Annotated in this window: 16 protein-coding genes; 8 read left to right on the top strand and 8 right to left on the bottom strand. The window is 34.7% G+C overall.

Annotated features, from left to right (window positions below; genetic code table 11):
• Positions 1-215 precede the first annotated feature (215 nt).
• The 7 genes from OGZ34_RS16585 (at position 216) to OGZ34_RS16555 (ending at position 7357) form a co-directional block, all read left to right on the top strand.
• Positions 216-1166, top strand: coding sequence for a PhoH family protein (locus OGZ34_RS16585; RefSeq protein WP_173967496.1), 951 nt, complete (start codon positions 216-218; stop codon positions 1164-1166).
• A gap of 109 nt (positions 1167-1275) precedes the next feature.
• Entirely contained in the window at positions 1276-1689 is a 414-nt protein-coding gene (locus tag OGZ34_RS16580; protein ID WP_396193432.1) for a c-type cytochrome, read from the top strand.
• 17 nt (positions 1690-1706) lie between these two features.
• Positions 1707-2069 (top strand): DUF1801 domain-containing protein, encoded by a 363-nt coding sequence (locus tag OGZ34_RS16575; protein ID WP_263360957.1) that lies wholly within the window; start codon positions 1707-1709, stop codon positions 2067-2069.
• 138 nt (positions 2070-2207) lie between these two features.
• On the top strand, positions 2208-3038 hold the full coding sequence (locus tag OGZ34_RS16570) for a Cof-type HAD-IIB family hydrolase (protein WP_173967493.1): 831 nt from the start codon (positions 2208-2210) through the stop codon (positions 3036-3038).
• Positions 3039-3246: 208 nt separating this feature from the next.
• Complete coding sequence (locus OGZ34_RS16565; protein WP_263360956.1) at positions 3247-5595, top strand: S9 family peptidase; 2349 nt, start codon at positions 3247-3249, stop codon at positions 5593-5595.
• Positions 5596-5830: 235 nt separating this feature from the next.
• Complete coding sequence (locus OGZ34_RS16560; RefSeq protein WP_263360955.1) at positions 5831-6265, top strand: GNAT family N-acetyltransferase; 435 nt, start codon at positions 5831-5833, stop codon at positions 6263-6265.
• 138 nt (positions 6266-6403) lie between these two features.
• Positions 6404-7357, top strand: coding sequence for a phosphoribosylaminoimidazolesuccinocarboxamide synthase (locus tag OGZ34_RS16555; RefSeq protein WP_263360954.1), 954 nt, complete (start codon positions 6404-6406; stop codon positions 7355-7357).
• Between the two features lie 66 nt (positions 7358-7423).
• On the opposite strand, the gene OGZ34_RS16550 is transcribed toward OGZ34_RS16555, so the two are convergent.
• Positions 7424-7963 (bottom strand): SRPBCC family protein, encoded by a 540-nt coding sequence (locus OGZ34_RS16550; RefSeq protein WP_173967490.1) that lies wholly within the window; start codon positions 7961-7963, stop codon positions 7424-7426.
• A gap of 356 nt (positions 7964-8319) precedes the next feature.
• On the opposite strand from OGZ34_RS16550, the gene OGZ34_RS16545 reads away from it, so the two are divergent.
• Entirely contained in the window at positions 8320-8700 is a 381-nt protein-coding gene (locus OGZ34_RS16545) for an ankyrin repeat domain-containing protein (RefSeq protein WP_173967489.1), read from the top strand.
• A 298-nt stretch (positions 8701-8998) separates the two neighbouring features.
• On the opposite strand, the gene OGZ34_RS16540 is transcribed toward OGZ34_RS16545, so the two are convergent.
• The 7 genes from OGZ34_RS16540 to OGZ34_RS16510 all read right to left on the bottom strand — a co-directional run bounded on the left by OGZ34_RS16540 (position 8999) and on the right by OGZ34_RS16510 (position 19151).
• On the bottom strand, positions 8999-12097 hold the full coding sequence (locus OGZ34_RS16540) for an efflux RND transporter permease subunit (protein ID WP_173967488.1): 3099 nt from the start codon (positions 12095-12097) through the stop codon (positions 8999-9001).
• Positions 12098-12176: 79 nt separating this feature from the next.
• Positions 12177-13442: a carbohydrate porin gene (locus OGZ34_RS16535; protein WP_263360953.1), complete on the bottom strand. Its 1266-nt coding sequence runs from the start codon at positions 13440-13442 to the stop codon at positions 12177-12179.
• Between the two features lie 4 nt (positions 13443-13446).
• Positions 13447-14532, bottom strand: coding sequence for an efflux RND transporter periplasmic adaptor subunit (locus OGZ34_RS16530; protein WP_173967486.1), 1086 nt, complete (start codon positions 14530-14532; stop codon positions 13447-13449).
• A gap of 11 nt (positions 14533-14543) precedes the next feature.
• A complete protein-coding gene (locus OGZ34_RS16525; protein WP_263360952.1) occupies positions 14544-15788 on the bottom strand; it encodes a TolC family protein in 1245 nt (414 codons plus the stop codon).
• An 84-nt stretch (positions 15789-15872) separates the two neighbouring features.
• Complete coding sequence (locus OGZ34_RS16520; protein WP_173967484.1) at positions 15873-17234, bottom strand: sensor histidine kinase; 1362 nt, start codon at positions 17232-17234, stop codon at positions 15873-15875.
• Positions 17231-17911, bottom strand: a complete 681-nt coding sequence (locus OGZ34_RS16515; RefSeq protein WP_173967483.1) for a response regulator transcription factor — start codon at positions 17909-17911, stop codon at positions 17231-17233. The genes OGZ34_RS16520 and OGZ34_RS16515 overlap by 4 nt, the downstream gene beginning before the upstream one ends.
• Positions 17912-18062: 151 nt before the next feature.
• Entirely contained in the window at positions 18063-19151 is a 1089-nt protein-coding gene (locus OGZ34_RS16510; protein WP_263360951.1) for a M42 family metallopeptidase, read from the bottom strand.
• Between the last annotated feature and the right edge of the window lie 43 nt (positions 19152-19194).

Here is a 19194-nt window from a genome sequence, read left to right as displayed (position 1 = left end):
GTATTTAAATCTAATTTTCATTAAATTTGAGAAATGCAAAGCTAGTAATAGTAATTGCAAAAACGAAAAAATGAAATGATAAATTGCAATTATTGATCTGAGTTTTCAGTCTCAGTCACACTAACTGAAAACCACCATTGATACTGCGACTAAAAAAGACCCGACAACTACTGATTTATAAAAACTGATTTATTTTTAATTTAAAACTATCTCATTTGAACGAAAGAATTATCGAGCTCATAGACATCGCTCCAAAAGACTTTTGGGGCGCTCAAGACACTCATCTTGAAATCATTAAAAAGTACTACCCAAAGCTTAAAATAGTAGCGAGAGGTACCACTTTGAAAGCATTTGGCGAAAAAGAAGTTTTGGATGAATTCGAAAAAAGGTTTCAGAGGCTTATGCTTCATTTTACCCGATACAACAACATTGACGATAATGTAATCGAACGCGTAATCATGAGTGATGGTCAGGATGAAAAAAAAGCATACGATCATGACAAGATACTAGTTCATGGTGTTGGCGGTAAAATTATTAAAGCCATGACGCCTAACCAGCAGTTACTGGTAGATACCATCAAAAAAAATGACATGGTATTTGCGGTCGGACCTGCGGGAACCGGAAAGACTTACACAGGTGTTGCAATGGCGGTAAAAGCACTTAAAGACAAAGAAGTAAAAAGGATCATATTGACGCGACCAGCGGTAGAAGCAGGAGAAAACCTGGGTTTTTTACCTGGCGATATGAAGGAAAAACTGGATCCTTATATGCAGCCTCTTTACGATGCTTTACGAGATATGCTTCCCAATGAAAAGCTCGAAGATTACATTTTAAAAGGAATTATTCAGATTGCGCCTTTGGCTTTTATGCGCGGACGTACGCTTGATAATGCCTTCGTAATTCTGGATGAGGCACAAAACACCACGCATTCGCAAATGAAAATGTTTTTGACCCGTATGGGAAAAAACGCCAAATTTATGATAACAGGTGATCCCGGACAGGTCGATTTGCCACGCAGAACCATTTCAGGTCTGAAAGAAGCTATTCTGGTTTTAAAAGACGTTGACGGAATTGGAATTATTTATCTCGACGATAAAGATATTGTACGTCACAGATTAGTCAAAAAGGTAATTGACGCTTATAAACAAATAGAAAATCACGATTAATTTTTTTATAAAATGTCAAATGTAAATCGTGAAATGTGTTTTGACATTTATTAATATTCGTTTTATACCTATCTTTGAGTAGAGAGGTGTAAAACGAATATTTTTTTTGATGAATAAAGTAAGCTGTATATGTGAAATTAAAATATTGATTTTCGTATCATTTTTTTGTTTGATTTCATGTAACAAAAAAGAAATTCAGAAAAATGAGTTTTATGAAAAATTAGCGATGCAGAAAAAAGAGATTTTGCTGGAGGGTATCGGAAAAAAATATTTTGAAAAGAATTGTTTAGGTTGTCACGCAAACAAAGGAGCAAAGGATAATTTTTTAGAATATTCTATTAAAAATCAAAAGTATAGAGTTGATTTTTTTAGAGATTATATTACAAAACAAGACAGTTTGTTAAGGAATGGCAATAAAGATGCTTTAGCAATTAAAGAATGGTCGAATTACAACTCCTATTTTCATAGCTTTGTTTTTAATAAAAGTGAAGCTGAGGCAATATTTTATTATTTGAAAAAGTAAATAGATTAAATTGTAAAATGAAACAACTGGATGATTTCTACTTAAAACAAGAAGAACCCATAAAAGGGATATTTCTTGCTGTAAAAGAAATTATTCTCAAGCAAGATTCTGACATTACCAACGTTTTAAAATACGGTATGCCCTTTTTTTGTTATAAAGGAAAAATGTTTTGTTATTTGTGGATGCACAAAAAATACAAACAACCTTATATCGGAATTGTAGAAGGGAAACACTTTGAAGAACCATTTTTGCTTCAGGAAGCCCGATCCAGAATGAAAATTATGCTCCTCGACTTTGAGGAGGATTTGCCCATAGGAAGAATTGAGAAGATTCTGGAACAAGCTTTAAATTTATACAAAAACGGAATTATTAAGCTTTAAATGTTTAAAATGCAGTATTTAACGAAATAGTTAAATATATAATAAACTTGTCGTATTTGGGGCTTTCAGAGCCGGAAATCTTTGCTCTTCTGCATACAAAGCAGTATTTTTGCAACTGATAAATACCTGAATTTTAATATGACAAAGCTTAAAAATATAAAAGTTGTAGTAAGTGACTTAGACGGAACTTTACTCAACCCTCAACACCGAATATCAGATTATACCAAATCAATTTTTCAGGAACTGCACAATCAAAATTATCTTATCGTGGTAGCTACAGGCCGTCATCATCTCGATGCGATGGCTATTGTTGCAACACTTGAAGTTCCGGTTTATCTTGTAAGTTCAAATGGAGCAAGGATTCATTCCCCTGAAAAAGAAGAACTTTTTGCGTTCGATTTAAAAAGCGACGTGGTAAAAGCAGCTTTAAATGTGGATATTGACCCGGAAATCACAGTAGTTTTATTCAAAGAAAATGTTTGGCAAACCAATAGGGTAAATGAAAAACTAAACGCTTTTCAAGCCGAATTAAAATACCGTCCGGAATTAGTGGATTATAAGACGCTGGAAGATTTTGGAGCGATTAAAATATTCTTTTCTCATGAGAATCATGAAAAACTAGTAGCCTTAAAAGATGCCGTTTTAGCAAATTCTTCAAGTGATTTACATCATGCTTTTAGTTTGCCGACTTGTTTGGAATTCATGGATAAATCAGTTGATAAAGCGGTTTCAATTCAGCGTGTTTTAGAAAAAGAAGGGTTTTCTTTAGAAGAAGCCGTTTCCTTTGGTGATGGGTTTAACGATGTACAAATGTTATCGGCAACCGGAAAAGGTTTAATTATGGGAAATGCTCCGGCTTTGTTAAAAGAAACGCTGCCGGAACTGGAAGTAATTAAAACCAATGCCGAAGACGGAGTTGCAAAATATATAGCCTCAAAGATTCTGAATAAAGAATTGGCTGTTAGTTAATTTTGAACATTTTCAGGATTTAGCATTTTTTTGCAATAGATAGAGTACAGGAAGTTTATGCCTTTATGGTATCATAAAATTTACGAATCCCCGAAGTGATCTTTGGGGATTTTTTTTGATAATGATAAGTGATTGAATGCGTGAAGTTGTAAAAACATTTTTTTAATAATTTTCAAAGTGTATTTTTGTTTTATCAAAAAACTATACCATGACAAAAAACATTTTTATCCTTGCCTTTTTTACGCTTGCGATTTCGGGCAATAGCCAAACTTTGAAATTGGAAGAAATAATGAAAGGCGAATCTTTTATTGGAAATCAACCTACCTACGGACGCTGGTCTTTGGATGGAAAAAAAGTATATTTTGAATGGAATCCAACCAATGATTTAGGCGCAAATACGTATTCCTGGCAAAAAGGAGCAGTAAAGCCTGTTTTGGTGGAACCCAAAGAAGCTGCTTTTTCGAAACTGGATTTTAAAAGAAAACCAACTTCAGATGTAGTATATTATAGCGATAAAGGAGGTTTGTATTCATATTCAATCAGTACCAAAACAGTTAAAAAAATTCTTCAGCAAAGTACTCCGGTTTCTAATGTAGAACTTGGTAGTGCAGAAGGGACGGTATTTTTCGAGCAAAACGACAACATTTTTAAATACAATGCAAAAGAGGGAACCGTTTTGCAAATAACAAACTTTACTAAAGGAGTAAAAAAGGAGAAAACTCCCGAAAAAGATTCCTTTTTAAAGACACAACAAAAAGAATTATTTCAGTTTATCAGGGATGCAGCAGCCAAAAAGCAGTGGAATCTTGCCAAAAGCAAAGCCGTTAAATCTGATTTTGCTAAAGAATATTATTATGGAAAAGATAACTTTTACAATTTAAAAGCCAATCCAAACGGAAATTTTGCCACTTTTAGTTTAGCTGAAGAATCAGATAATAAAAAAGAAAAAATGGAGGTTTTTATAACGGATGATGGTTATAATCAAACACCTAATACAAAAGAGAAGGTTTCAACGGCAAATCTTGTCAAAACGAAATTCGGAATTTACTCTGTTGCTAAAGACAGTGTGTATTTTGTGAATTTCTCGACTTTAAGTCATATTCAGGATAATCCGAAGTATTATGAAGCTTACGATAATTTAAAAAATAAAGCAAAGGAAGACCGATTGATTACTGCTCAGGCTCCTGTGTATAACGAAAACGGTTCTTTGGCAATTGTTGAACTTAGAAGCCAGGACAACAAAGACAGATGGCTGGTGAGTTTGAATGCAGAGAACGGATTGTTTAAAGAAATTGAGCATCAGCATGATGATGCATGGATTGCTGGCCCCGGAATTCCATCTTATTCATTCGATTCGGGAGTTCTTGGCTTTTTAGCAGATAATGAAACTATTTATTTTCAGTCAGAAGTGACAGGGTACTCCCATTTGTATACCTATAATTTAAAAACAGGTAAGAAGGCACAATTAACCAGTGGAAATTGGGAAGTTCGTGATGTGACCCTGTCTAACGATAAAAAGACGTTTTATTTAACGACTAACACTACACATCCGGGAAACAGAAATTTTTATAAATTACCCGCTGCCGGTGGTACTTTGGAATCTATTTTAACCAAAGACGGTGCACATGAAGTAGTCATTTCTCCAGATGAAAAATCACTTTTGGTGCGTTACTCGTATAAAAATATTCCTTGGGATTTCTATGTCGCCGACAATAAAAAGAATACTACTTTAAAACAAATTTCATCTTCTGTTTCTGAAAGTTTCAAAGATTACAAATGGAGAGAACCTGAGGTAATTACTTTCAAAGCACAGGATGGAACTCCTGTAAATGCAAGATTGTATACACCAAAAACGGAAAACGCCAACAAAGCGGCAATCATTTTTGTTCACGGTGCGGGTTATCTGCAAAATGCACACAATTATTGGAGCAACTATTACAGAGAATATATGTTTCATAATTTACTGACTGATTTAGGATACACGGTTTTAGACATAGATTATAGAGGAAGTGATGGTTACGGACGCGATTTCAGAACCGGAATTTACCGTTTTATGGGAGGAAAAGATTTGTCAGATCATCTTGATGGCAAAAAATATTTAGTAGAAAAATACGGAATTGATGCCAGCAGAGTAGGTATTTATGGTGGATCATACGGTGGTTTTATTACTTTAATGGGAATGTTAACCACTCCTGGTGAATTTGCTTCGGGTGCAGCCTTACGTTCTGTTACAGATTGGGCGCATTACAATCACGGATATACCGGAAACATTTTGAACTTTCCTGAAACAGATCCGGAGGCCTACAAAAAAAGTTCTCCAATTTATTACGCTGATAATTTAAAAGGAAATCTGGTAATGTTACACGGAATGGTAGATGATAATGTAGAATATAAAGACATTGTTCGCCTGTCACAACGTTTTATCGAACTTCAGAAAAAGAATTGGAGTCTGGCTTCATTTCCTGTTGAAGCACACGGATTTAAAGAAACCTATTCCTGGATTGACGAATACAGCAGAATCCTGAATTTGTTTAATTCGACTTTACTGAACAAGTAGTTTTTAGTTTTCAGTCGCAGTCTCAGTCGCAGTTTGAAAACTGTAAACTGTGACTGCGACTGTATACTGAGACTGTATACTGAGACTGTATACTGAGACTGTATACTGAGACTGTATACTGAGACTGTATACTGCGACTGTATACTGAGACTGTATACTGAGACCGTATACTGAGACTGTGACTATACTTAGAAAAACGAACAATTAGAAATTAACATTTAAAATTTTGGATAAAGTGATTTACAAAATTGATAATAGGGAGCATAAAGCATTAATGCGTGTTTGGGAATCTTCGGTAAAGGCTACACACGATTTTTTAAACAATGAAGATTTTGAATTTTATAAGAAGTTGATTCCTGGCTTTTTTGAGCACGTAACATTGCATGGTGTAAAAAATGAGGCAGAGAAAATGATTGGATTTATAGGCACTAAAAATGAAAATTTAGAAATGTTGTTTGTCTCGGCAAATGAAATTGGAACAGGCATAGGAAAAGCTCTTTTGCTGTATGCAATTCAGAATTTAGAGGTGACAAAAGTTGATGTTAATAAAGATAATGTACAAGCTCTGGAGTTCTATAAACATTTTGGTTTTGAAGTAAAATCTATTTCTGATTTAGACGGTTGCGGAAAACCATATCCGATTTTACATATGGAATTAACAAATGCATAAGGTAATAAGAATCAGAGTTTGCAAAGTGTAAACTGCGACTGAGACCGCGACTAAAAAAAAAAGAATCTGAATAGGTTCTTTTTTTCTTTTAATTAGTTTTAAATTTGCATTCATAAAAAACAACACAACACTAGAATAATGAGTAATACAATCACAACTACAAACTTCAGTTTTCCAAATCAGAAATCGGTTTATCGCGGAAAAGTAAGAGAGGTTTACAATATCAATGACAATCTTTTAGTAATGGTAGCAACCGACAGACTTTCGGCTTTTGATGTGGTTTTGCCAAAGGGAATTCCGTACAAAGGACAAATTCTGAATCAGATTGCAACGAAATTTATGGAGTTAACGCAGGATATTGTACCAAATTGGTTGATTGCAACTCCGGATCCTAATGTAGCTGTGGGACATTTATGTGAGCCTTTTAAAGTAGAAATGGTGATTCGTGGTTATGTTTCAGGGCATGCTGCGCGTGAATATGCAGCCGGAAGAAGACAAATCTGCGGCGTTACAATGGCAGAAGGTTTAAAAGAGAACGATAAATTTCCGGAACCTATTATTACACCAACTACAAAAGCTGATAATGGCTCTCACGATGAAGATATTTCGCGTGAAGACATTTTATCAAAAGGAATTGTTTCTGAAGAAGATTACCTTGTTTTAGAAAAATACACCCGTGCTTTGTTTCAAAGAGGAACTGAAATAGCAGCAAGCCGTGGCTTAATTTTGGTAGATACTAAATATGAGTTTGGAAAAACGAAAGATGGTGTTATTGTTTTAATTGATGAAATACATACACCGGATTCTTCTCGTTATTTCTATGCTGACGGATATCAGGAAAGACAGGAAAAAGGAGAGGAGCAAAAACAATTGTCAAAAGAGTTTGTGCGTCGCTGGTTAATCGAAAATGGGTTTCAGGGTCAGGAAGGACAACAAATTCCGGATATGAGTGACGAATATATTCAATCTGTTTCCGAAAGATATATTGAATTGTATGAAAATATTCTGGGAGAGAAGTTCGTAAAAGCAGATATTGATAATATTGATCAGCGTATCAATAAAAATGTATTAGAATATCTTTCAGTAAAATAATAATTTATTAAATCCGACAGGCTTTTAAAACTTGTCGGATTTGATTTATACTAATTAGGTCAATTTTTATTCTTCCATTTTGACTTTTAAATTTTCCAGACCTTTCTGTAGGTCATTGCCAATCATTTGGTCCATTTTCATCATAGGCAGCATAATATTCATTGGGTAAGGAATAACGCCACTGATTCCCCATTTTACTTTGGTTTGATTTCCCGGTGCAGTCTCTGTCGACATAAAACCAATCGCTGTATCGTCCATTGGTTTTTTGAAACGTAAAGCAAAGTCAATGCGTTTTCCTTCCGTAATTTTTGTGATTTCCTGTTCTCCTTCACCAACTTCTTTTACTGTGCTTTCCCAGGCAGATACCGATCCAACATCTCCATCAGTTCCTGTATAAGTAGATTTCATTTTGGGATCAAGATTGGCCCAAACACTAAATTCATTTTGATTTTTAAGAGATCTCACATAATTAAAAACGCTGTCAACAGGTTTGTTGATGGTAATCTCTCTTTCTATAGCATAATTTTTAGGCATAAAATAAGCTGCAATCAGGACGATGGCTACAATAAGAATTAGAATGATTAGAATTCTTTTTAGGATTTTCATATTTTGTGGTTTTAGGTTGTTTTTTTTTTGTTCAGCTAGTTTAAAGTATAACTCCTTTATTTATAAGGCTTTTTGTTTTGTAAAGTTATTAAAGTTACGGTTCGTATTTGCAACGTGGAAAAAAAATAATAAGATTTTATATGTTTTTTTTCTGTAAACTGTAACATATTGGGTTTTCAAGCGTCTATTAAGAAAGCTGATAGTTAACATTCAAATTACTTTAAATCGCTTTTATTAATTGAATGTTAAGAATTAGTTAAAACATGGTACTTTGTTATACATAATACATAAAATAGAATTACATTTACATAGAATTTAAAAATCATCAATCAATCAACAATTAACAATCAATCATTATGAAAAATTCAATCATTTATCTAGGAGTTGCTTTAGTAGCATTTGCAAATGTAGCAATGGCGTCAAATCAAACATCAATTGTGAAACCACAATTGGAAATTGTAAATAGTTTTTCAACACCATTAAATGTGGCTGTTGGTAAAGGAGATTTAGATTTTGTTAAAAAATTATTAGAATATGGAGCTGACGTAAATGAAATGTCAGAAGGTTTATCACCTTTAATGATCGCTGCCCGTTATAACAAAGTGGATATTATGAGAGTATTATTAGCAAAAGGAGCTGATGCTTCTGCTAGAAATGAAAAAGGTTTTACCGCTTTGAAATATGCACAATTATCAAACGCAACAGAAGCAATAGACATTTTGAAAGATTTAAAATAAAAGTTTAAATCGAGTTTTGAGTTAGTATAGGAAACGACCTTCTTTGAGCAGAAGGTCGTTTTTCATTTTATATCCTGGTAATTGTTTCACAAAGTCACGCAAAAGACTGTACAGAGAACCACATAGTTTCTTTTCCTAAAGGGAAAATAATTTGAAAGAAAGTTGAAGGATTTTCTTTGATAAAGATTGCTCACCCTGAATAGCGATACATAAAAAAAGCACCATTAAAAAAATAATGGTGCTTTTTCGTTAAAACGGAATCAAATTAATTTAACCAATTAATATATCTTAAAACTCTTTATTCAATTGGAACGTGTTTTTTACGGTTGAATACCCAGAAAATGATTGGGAAAACCAAGAGGGTTAAAATCGTGGCAGTAATTAAACCTCCAATAATAACAATTGCCAATGGTTTTTGTGATTCAGAGCCAATTCCTGTCGAAATAGCCGCTGGCATTAAACCTATTGAAGCCATCAGGGCAGTCATAACTACAGCTCTTGTTCGGGCTTTTACTCCCCTAAAAATAGATTCTTCGAGTGAGAACTTAGCTTTTAGATTATGATGAAACTCGGAGATCAAAATCACACCGTTTTGAATACATATTCCAAGTAATGCAATGAAACCAACACCTGCCGAGATTCCAAAATTCATTCGGGTTAGATGCAGGGCAATAATTCCTCCAATAATAGCAAAAGGAACATTGGCTAAAACCAACAGAGAATCTTTAATATTTCCAAACAATATAAACAACAGTACAAAAATTCCAATTAAACTAATAGGTACAACCTGAGCCAATCGTGCACTGGCACGAACCTGATTTTCAAATTCTCCCGTCCAGCCAACAGTATAACCTGTTGGAAGTTTCATTTTTGCTACTTTTGCCTGTGCTTCTGCAATGGTACTTCCTAAGTCACGATCACGTACAGAGAATTTTACTCCAATAAAACGTTTGGTGTTATCCCTGTAGATAAAGGCAGGACCAGTTATAGTTTTTAAATCGGAAATCTCTTTTAACGGAATTTTTATTCCGCTGATAGTTGGAACTTTAAGTTCTGCAATATCATTTTCATCTTTACGATATTCTTTCGAAAAGCGGACTCTTACATCAAATTTTTTGTCGTCTTCATATTTTTGAGTGGCTGTTTTTCCTCCAAAAGCCAATTCCAAAACAGCTTGTGCATCACTTAATGTTACGCCGTAAGCAGCCATTTTATCTCGGTCAAGGACGACACTAATCTCAGGCTGACCAACATTTCGTAGTATTCCCGCATCTTTTATACCTGGAATATTTTTTATTTGAGCCAAAACTTCATTGGATAATTCGTCAAGTTTATCGAGGTCATCACCATAGATTTTTACTGCGTTTGAGGCTTTAAAACCAGCAACAGATTCAGCTACGTTATCAATTACTGGCTGAGAATAATTATAGGTAATTCCCTGATGAACTCTTAGTTTTTCATCCATTTCGTTAATTAATTCATCCATTGTAATTTTTCGTTTCCATTCGGATTTTGGTTTTAAATCCACCTGGAGTTGTATAAATCCAAAACCATTTGGATCTGTTCCGTCATTACTTCTTCCGGTTTGTGATAAAACATTTTTAACTTCAGGAAAGCTCTCTAAATCTTTTCGGATGATAGCGGCAGTTTTGACACTTTCAGGCAATGAGGTACTCATTGGTAATTCGGCTGTTACCCATAAAGCCCCTTCATTTAACTGCGGTAAAAATTCTGTACCTAAAAATGTTGCCGAGAAGAAAACTGCTACTAACAGCGCTATGGAACCAATTAGCGCTTTTACTTTATGTTTAAAAGTCCATGCAAAACTTTTACCTACAATTCGATCCCAGAAATTGACAAACGGATTGTTTTTTTCCTTTACATTTTTGTTCAATAAAATATGCGATAGAACAGGTACCAGTGTCAGAGTGAAAAGTAAGGCTCCCATTAAAGCAAAACCAAGAGTGTAGGCCAAAGGCGAGAACATTTTTCCTTCTACTTTCTGAAAGGAGAATATTGGCAGTAGAGCGGTAATGATAATCAACTTAGAAAAGAATATGGCTTTACCCATTTCTGCTCCCGTTTTTTTGATCAGACTTCCTTTAGCAATTTTATTGTAGGCCGTCATTCCTAATTGATGCGCCCGATGATCTAACACTACAAATAATCCTTCAACCATTACAACAGCACCATCGATGATAATCCCGAAATCGACCGCGCCTAAACTTAGTAGGTTGGCACTCATTCCCATCATTTTTAGACATAAGAAAGCAAATAATAGCGATAACGGAATTACAATCGAGACCGTAAAAGTAGTTCTCCAGTCGGCCATGAAAAGAAATACAACGCAAGTAACCAGTATAATTCCTTCGAATAAATTATGCATAACCGTTTCAGTAGTGAAATTCATTAAATTATCACGATCGTAAAAGGTTACCAGTTTGATGTCTTTTGGAAGAACATTGTCGTTAAGGTCTTTTATTTTGGCTTTTATTAAGGCTAATGTTTCTTGAGGATTTTCACCTTTTCGCATTACAATAATACCTTCTACAACATCATCATTTTTAGCCAGACCCGTTTGTCCGACTCTTGGCATCGCACTTTCGTAAACGGTTGCTAAATTTTTGACTAAGATTGGATTTCCGTTTGCATCGTCTACAATAATATTTTCGATATCCTGGATTGATTTCAGAAGCCCAACTCCACGCACGACAAAAGCCTGACCGTTTTTTTCAATGATATCCCCACCAACATTCAGATTTCCTCCATTTACAGCATTGTAAACCTGAAGCGGTGTAATGTTATATTTGGCTAGTTTTATAGGATCAACTCCAACTTCATAGGTTTTAGTTTGTCCTCCAAAAACATTCAAATCGGCAACACCGGGAACAGAACGTAATTGTTTGTCTATCACCCAATTTTGATAGGTTAACAATTCCCTGCTGTCTCTGCTGTCGCTTTTTACAATGTATCTGAAAATTTCTCCCGTTGGTCCATAAGGAGGCTGAACATCTGGTTCTACATCATCCGGAAGAGAAACATTCTTTAAAAGATTATTAACCTGAAGACGTGCAAATGTATCATCGACACCATCATCAAAGATGATTTTGATTACCGACAGACCAAACATTGTGATACTACGAACACTGGTTTTCTTTTGTACTGAGTTCATGGAGATCTCAATAGGCGAGGTTACAAAACGTTCTACTTCTTCAGCACTTTTTCCGTTCCATTGAGTGATGATAATAATTTGGGTATTGGTTACATCCGGAAAAGCGTCGATTGGCATGTTCTTGAAAGAAATGAATCCTGCAACGGCCAATATTCCTACCCAGAAAAAGGTAAACGCTTTATTTTTTAGGGAAAAAGCTATAATGTTTCTTATGAATTTGTTCATTTTAAAAAGTATTTTTAATGATGAATTTTTGTTTCTGATGCTGCTGTGCGGAGCATTCTTTATAATCTGTATTTTCTAATTAGAATTCCGTATGAAAACGTAAGGCAAAAAACTGAACGGGGCCTCTGTCTTTATTATAGGCGGGATTCATGGCAAACTGGTAATCCGGGGAAAGTGTAATATGGGTATTGGGCACTAGGAAAGAATAGTAAACTTCTACAATCTGCTCTATTCCGTAATTTAGTGTACCGTCACCAATCATAAAACCATTTCCTCCGAGCTTTTGATATTGTTTATGTGGATTTGATAATCCGTTGGCGACTATGGCAATACCGGCAAAATCATTGGTTCTATTCCACATTTTTCCTTTAAGGTTTATTCCCAACTGTGCCGATCTGTCAATCTCTGTAAAAGCCCAGGTTTCATTTTTACCGTCATTATAGCTCATTCTGGCAAACAGTCCCCAATTATCTCCGTGTGTATAATCCATGTTTAAACCTATACCACATTTTGTACGTCCATCTTGTCTGGTACTTTTTATATCCGGAAATGTGATAAAGTTTGAATTAGCCTCACCGTAATTTCCCATTCCTGCTACATTTCGAAAGCCTAGTAACTTGATGTTGGCTATGTCCATATTTTTAAAGATTATCTGCTTTTCAATTTCTACGTTGATGGCGTTGGAATCTTTAAAACTAAATTCGACATTGGGTCCGTTAGCGTAGGTTGGTAAAGCAGACAATGAAGCTCTTATCTGCCAGGAATCAAATTGATAATTTACATATAATCCATCTGTATATCCTCGGGTGTTTGCGGCATAATCCCACGCTCCATGTGTCATTAGTGCCCAGTTTAGAAATTGTGTTCTGGGGTCGTGCGAGTACGGACTATTGTCAAAATAGTCTGATAGTCCAAATTTCCCAAAAACAAGCTGTAATGATCTATTGTTTTTAAACTGAAACTTTTGTTCCAAAAGCATTCTGGCGACATAAACCACTGGTTTGGTATCTCCAATTCTAAAAGTTTCTCCGTTAGGAAAACCACCCAATCCTCGGGCCTGAGATAAACCTTCACCTCCGGACATTTCGGGATTAAAAGTTATTGTGGCTCCTTTCCAAAGTGGAACATCGAGATATAAGGTTGATGTTAATGACAAAGCGCCTTCGGCTTCGGGTGACATACTGTTGGTCCCGGAATAATTAGCATGAAAAGCCGGATGGTATTGATAGATAGACGTCATTTGAAATCCCAGACTATATTTTCGTATCGAATCAGTTTCTTGCGAAAAGGATAGCGTGGAAATAAATAACGTGGCAAACCCCAATATTTTTGCAGACTTTTCCATTTCATTATTCGTTTAAGGCACGATAGATAAATAATTGATTATTGGTAATTACTTTTTCACTTTCTTTCAGACCTTTCGAAATATAGGTTACATCGCCTACCACTCTGTAAATGTCTACTTGTCTGGTCTCAATGTTATGACGATCTTTAAAAATCATAACAAAGTTTTTACTTTTATCAAAAACAATTGCTTTACTGGGTACGGCTATCATAGACTCACCTTCGCTATACGACAACTTAATATTCGCATTCATATCAGGTTTCAGCATATATCCGGGATTTTCCAATTTTATACGTGCCTGCATTGCCTTTGTTTCAGGGTCAATAACATTGAAAATTTTATCTACTTTTCCTTTAAAAACTTTATCAGGATAACTTAGTGTAGTGACGTCGGCATCTATACCCAGTTTTACTTTATTAATATCAATTTCATTAATATTTGCCAATGCCCAGACTTCGCTGATTTCTGCAATATCAAAGATGTTTTCAGAACGGTCATTTCGCAAAAGCATATCCTGATTGATACTTTTTTGAATGATAAAACCACTAATTGGTGCAGTTACTTCATAAATAGAACCTGCTTTTATGTTGTAAATTTTATAGGTTTCCTGAACTTTACTCAATTGCGATTGTGCCTTATTGACCTCTGATTTTGCCTGAAGGACATCGCTTTCGGAATTTAATTTTCCGTCAAATAATTCCTGAGCTACTTTTAAATGATTTTTAGCGACCAGTAAATCATTTTTGGCATCGATAGACTGCTTTTCAAAATCGGCAATATCCGTACTTTTTATGGTCGCCAAAACTTGTCCTTTACGAACATAATCCCCAAGTTCGACATTTACTTTAATTACGTTTCCGCCAACAAGAGGGTAAACATCAATCATTTTGTTATTATCGGCAGTAATTTTTCCGTAAAAACTTAATACATTTTTTACCGGTTGTGTTTGTGCCTCTGCTGTTGTAGTCGTTTTTAACATAGAGTCACTTAAAGCAAAAGAGGTATTCGTATTCGGATTTTCAACTTCTTTTTTACAGCTTGTGAGGGATAAACTCACGAGTGCAATTCCTATTAGTAGTTTATATTTCATTTTATTTAGTTTTAGAATAAGTCTTTGTTGATGGTACTATTTAATTCTTCGCCTGAAAGGATAACTTTTTTCTTCAGTTCATTTACCTGAATTGAAGCCTGATTGTAACTTTCCATAAAATCAGTAAATTCTAATAAACTGATATTTCTTTTCTGGAAGTTGGTCAGGATCCCATTATATACCGCCTCAAAGTCTGAATTAACAGTTGGTTTTATGACCACATAGTTTTTACGGGATTCTTCCCATTTGTTCCATGCCGATGTAATTTCTGTTTGCAATTGCAGGTCAAAATTTTGCTTCTCAATTTTTGATTGTTCTAAAATTGTTTTTGCATATTTAATATTTCCTTTGTTTTTATTCCAAAGAGGTAGTGGAATTCCAAGAGTCAGATTTGCTTCTCTGTTAAAAGCTCCGCTACGCTGATCGTAAGTGGCTCCCACACTAATATCAGGGACAGAAAGCGCTTTTTGCCATTTTACATTTATTTCATTGGCTTCAATATCCTTTTGTTTGGCTAAATAATCCGGACGATTCGCAATCGCTTCGTCCTGAAAGGTCTTAAGATCAAAAGGAATTGTTTTGGTATACTTATTAAATTCTTCTTTAGAGACTTCCGGAATCACATTTTCGGCTGAATTTAAAAGCAATTTTAAATTGGCCTGTTCTTCAATGTTTTCATTGACTACTTCCATACGCTCATTTTTAAAATTCAAATACAGCGATTGCAAACGAACAAGATCTCTTAGAGGAATATTGCCTTTTTGTACTTGTACTGTGTAAGAGCTTATCAGGTCTTCAATATGTGCTAGCTGATTGTCGGTAGTTTCAAGACTTTTTTTGTTGTAGTACACTGTGAAGAAGCTCTTTCTTAATTGTAATTTTAAAGTTCTTAGTAAATCATTAAACTGTAATTCGGCCAATTGTTCGTTAGTTTGGGCCAGCTTGATTTCGTTGCGTTTTTTTCCACCTAAGTAGATTAACTGCTCAATACCGAATGCTTTTTGCCCTTGCTTTCCAATATCAAAATACTGATTTCTTTCGGGGTTGTAGGCATTTAATTCTGCCGTCAGAGAGGGATTATCCCAAATTCGGGCTTGAATGGTTAGCGCTTTAGAAGCATCGATATTATATTGTGATGCCAACAAAAAGAGGTTGTTTTTAAGAAATTGGCTTTCACAGTCCTGAAGGGTGACCGTTTTTTGAGCCAAAACTACCGGACCGAAAAGTACAAGTAGGAATGCACAGAGTTTTCTCATTGTATCATTTTTAATTTATACAAATATGCTATCACCAGACTTTAAGATACCTTAAAATCTACCTTAAAAATAACTTAAAATAAATTACAAATGAAAAAATAATTGAAATAAATTCGTGTTAATATCTGGAACACTGTAGGTTATAGATGCGTTATGAAGTGTTAGGATACGTTGAACAATACGTAATCCAAGGCCAAAACCCGAAGTGCCTTTCGAATTTTTGCCACGCATAAAAGGTTGAAAAAGATTTTTTTGTTCTTCCTCATTTAAAGTCTCTCCTGTGTTTGAAATGGAGAGCACTAATTGATCATCCTGAGTACTTATGATTACTTTTGCTTGTTGATTATCAGAGTAAACACAGGCATTTTTAAGAATATTGGTTATAGCAATTTCCAGTAAATTTTTATTGCCATTAACCTCTAAAGTAGTATCCAGATTATTGTTTTCTTCTATTTCAAATAAAATTAAAAATTCAGGATAGCTTTTATTCAGATTTTCGATGGCCGAAAACAAAATTTCGTCCATACGATGAATTTCCTTGTTTTCGTTTTTCTTATTGTCAATTTTGGACAGAATTAATAGTGAGTTAATCAATTCAGTCAGTTGATTGATATCCGACAAAATGGTTTTTAAAAAATTTTTGCCTTTATCAGATGTTGCGGGATCGGCAATAGTGTTCTCAATTTGTGAAGTAATTCTCGATAGGGGAGTTCTTAACTCATGTGAGGCGTGGGCTGTAAATTCTTTTTGTTTTTGGTAGGAAACTTCAATTCGGTCCATCATGAAATTAAACTCATTGGCGATCAGATCAATTTCGTTTTTATTGTTTTTAGAAGCAACTCGAGTATCAAGATTATTCTCGTTTATATTTTTTATTTTTTGATGAAAGATACTCAGTGGGCTCATGGCTTTTTTGACCATAAAAGAGGTTAGAACCCAGCAAATACAAGTAAAAAAGATATATGAAACCACTAAGGTATAGCGCAGAAAAAGCAATTTTCGTTTACCATAATCGTCTGTGGCAGATATTAAAGCATAAAAATCCCTGTCTTTTGTATCATAAAAAACACCGTATACTTCGTAATCACCTTGTTGTTTAAAAAAAGTTTTATGCTTTTTGAGGTATTTTAAATCGTCAACTGACCAATTAATTTTGGCATCGTCAATACTGCTGTAAATTAGTTTAAAATTAGAATCAAAGACCAGTGTTTTCTCATCATATAATTGGTTAATAGAATTCTGATCGATCATTTTTAAAAGCTGATCGTCAACTTCTTTAACATTGACTAAAAGCTTGATATTTGAAAGTGCCTTAATTTCCAGTCGATCTCGAAATTCTTCTTTTCTAAAATTGGAATACAAAACAAATATCAATGTAGAAGCCAATCCAAAAAGGATTGTAAATAATAAGCTTACTAAAAGTGATATTCGATTTTTTAAAGTCATTCCTGATCGCTCAAATAATATCCGTACCCGACTTTGGTCCGAATCAGTTTAATGTCGTGGTCCTTGTCGATTTTTTTTCTTAAAAAATTAATGTAAACTTCAATGGTATTCTGATTGGTTTCGATGTGATAATCCCAAAGTTTTTCTGCAATGAATTGTTTCGACAGAACTTTGCCTTTTGCATGAGCCAGAATCAAAATAAGTTTGAATTCTTTAGGGGTCAGTTTGATTTCTTCATTTGAACGAAATATTTTCATATCACTTTCCAGAATCTCTAAATCGGCAATAACTATTTTTGTTTCTACCTGTTGTGGAATTTCTTTTCGTCGTAAAAGTGAGGAACTTCGGGCATAGAGTTCTTCGAAATGAAATGGTTTAACCAGATAATCATCGGCACCACTCTCAAAAGAAGCCAGTTTGTCCTCAATTTCGCTAAAAGCAGTAAGCATAATAATGGGAGTCTTTTTATCGACTTCCCGAATACCTTTGCAAACTTCAATACCATTACTGCCTGGAACATTAATGTCCAGAATGATTAAATCATATTCATAAGGAAAATATTTCTTTAGCAATAATGCCCCATCGTAATAAGGAAAACACTCAAACTCCTTTGAAGTAAAGAATGCGGAGATTTCTTTAGATAAGGTAAAATCGTCTTCGAGTAGTAGTATTTTCATAATATTCTGGTTGAGTTTTTAGTCCTTAGTCCCTAGTTCTTAGCTCTAAGCTTAGATCTCATAAACATATTTTATAATTTTTAAAGTAACTAGTCCCTGGCTACTAATCGTAATAACAAATCACCAGGAACCAGGGACTAAGTACTAAGAACTAATTAAAATAAGAAAAAGTTTCGTTGTTTTCAATTTTAAGTAGTGACTCGTAAATCAATTGAATTACATTTTCAACATCTTCTCTCTGAACCATTTCTACAGTAGTGTGCATATAACGCAAAGGCAGAGAAATCAATGCCGAAGCCACACCGCCATTACTGTAAGCAAAAGCATCGGTATCGGTTCCTGTAGCACGGGAAGTGGCATGACGCTGAAACGGGATTTTCTTTTCTTCTGCGGTATCTACGATCAGATCACGAAGTTTATTTTGCACTGCCGGCGCATAGGCAATAACCGGTCCTTTCCCCATTTTTAAATCTCCTTCTACCTTTTTGTCGATCATTGGAGTAGTGGTATCATGGCACACATCCGTTACAATAGCCACATTTGGCTTGATAGTTTGAGCGATCATTTCGGCTCCGCGAAGCCCAATTTCTTCCTGAACAGAGTTTACAATATACAAACCAAAAGGAAGTGTTTTTTTATTCTCTTTTAATAAACGGGCTACTTCAGCAATCATGAAACCACCCATTCTATTATCGATAGCACGACATACAAATTTATTTTCGTTCAAAATCATAAATTCGTCCGGATAAGTAATCACACAGCCTACATGTACTCCCATTGCTTCGACCTGTTCTTTAGTTTCGCAGCCTAAATCGATAAAAATATTACTAATTTTTGGTGCTTCTTCCTTATCGCGCAAACGGGTATGAATAGCAGGCCACCCGAAAACACCCTTTACAATTCCTTTTTTAGTATGAATGTGTACTCTCTTTGAAGGCGCAATCTGATGATCAGAACCACCATTTCTAATTACGTACAATAAACCATCATCTGTGATATAGTTAACATACCATGAAATTTCATCGGCATGACCTTCAATTACAACTTTAAACGGTGCATCCGGATTAATAACTCCTACAGCTGTTCCATAAGTATCAGTAATAAAAGTATCTACATAAGGTTTTAGATAATTCATCCAAAGTTTTTGTCCTTCGCTTTCGTAGCCTGTAGGAGAAGCGTTATTGAGGTAGCTTTCGAGGAAAGCAATTGAGGTATCTTTTAAGATCGATTTTGTGCTCATAAAAATATTTTTTTGCTAATTTATAAATTTGGTATCAGAGTTG

This window comes from Flavobacterium collinsii (assembly GCF_946903285.1).
GTDB classification, from domain to species: Bacteria; Bacteroidota; Bacteroidia; order Flavobacteriales; family Flavobacteriaceae; genus Flavobacterium; species Flavobacterium collinsii.
Note: the sequence above shows the minus strand (reverse complement) of the source record. Positions and strands in the feature narration are given on the sequence as shown.

Bases quoted from the DNA above. Each gene is read 5' to 3' on its own strand.
- OGZ34_RS16545 (WP_173967489.1), top strand. From the start codon at position 8,320: ATGAAAAATTCAATCATTTATCTAGGAGTTGCTTTAGTAGCATTTGCA.
- OGZ34_RS16580 (WP_396193432.1), top strand. From the start codon at position 1,276: ATGAATAAAGTAAGCTGTATATGTGAAATTAAAATATTGATTTTCGTA.
- OGZ34_RS16525 (WP_263360952.1), bottom strand. From the start codon at position 15,788: ATGAGAAAACTCTGTGCATTCCTACTTGTACTTTTCGGTCCGGTAGTT.
- OGZ34_RS16550 (WP_173967490.1), bottom strand. From the start codon at position 7,963: ATGAAAATCCTAAAAAGAATTCTAATCATTCTAATTCTTATTGTAGCC.
- OGZ34_RS16515 (WP_173967483.1), bottom strand. From the start codon at position 17,911: ATGAAAATACTACTACTCGAAGACGATTTTACCTTATCTAAAGAAATC.
- OGZ34_RS16570 (WP_173967493.1), top strand. From the start codon at position 2,208: ATGACAAAGCTTAAAAATATAAAAGTTGTAGTAAGTGACTTAGACGGA.
- OGZ34_RS16565 (WP_263360956.1), top strand. From the start codon at position 3,247: ATGACAAAAAACATTTTTATCCTTGCCTTTTTTACGCTTGCGATTTCG.
- OGZ34_RS16530 (WP_173967486.1), bottom strand. From the start codon at position 14,532: ATGAAATATAAACTACTAATAGGAATTGCACTCGTGAGTTTATCCCTC.
- OGZ34_RS16510 (WP_263360951.1), bottom strand. From the start codon at position 19,151: ATGAGCACAAAATCGATCTTAAAAGATACCTCAATTGCTTTCCTCGAA.
- OGZ34_RS16520 (WP_173967484.1), bottom strand. From the start codon at position 17,234: ATGACTTTAAAAAATCGAATATCACTTTTAGTAAGCTTATTATTTACA.
- OGZ34_RS16535 (WP_263360953.1), bottom strand. From the start codon at position 13,442: ATGGAAAAGTCTGCAAAAATATTGGGGTTTGCCACGTTATTTATTTCC.
- OGZ34_RS16575 (WP_263360957.1), top strand. From the start codon at position 1,707: ATGAAACAACTGGATGATTTCTACTTAAAACAAGAAGAACCCATAAAA.
- OGZ34_RS16555 (WP_263360954.1), top strand. From the start codon at position 6,404: ATGAGTAATACAATCACAACTACAAACTTCAGTTTTCCAAATCAGAAA.
- OGZ34_RS16540 (WP_173967488.1), bottom strand. From the start codon at position 12,097: ATGAACAAATTCATAAGAAACATTATAGCTTTTTCCCTAAAAAATAAA.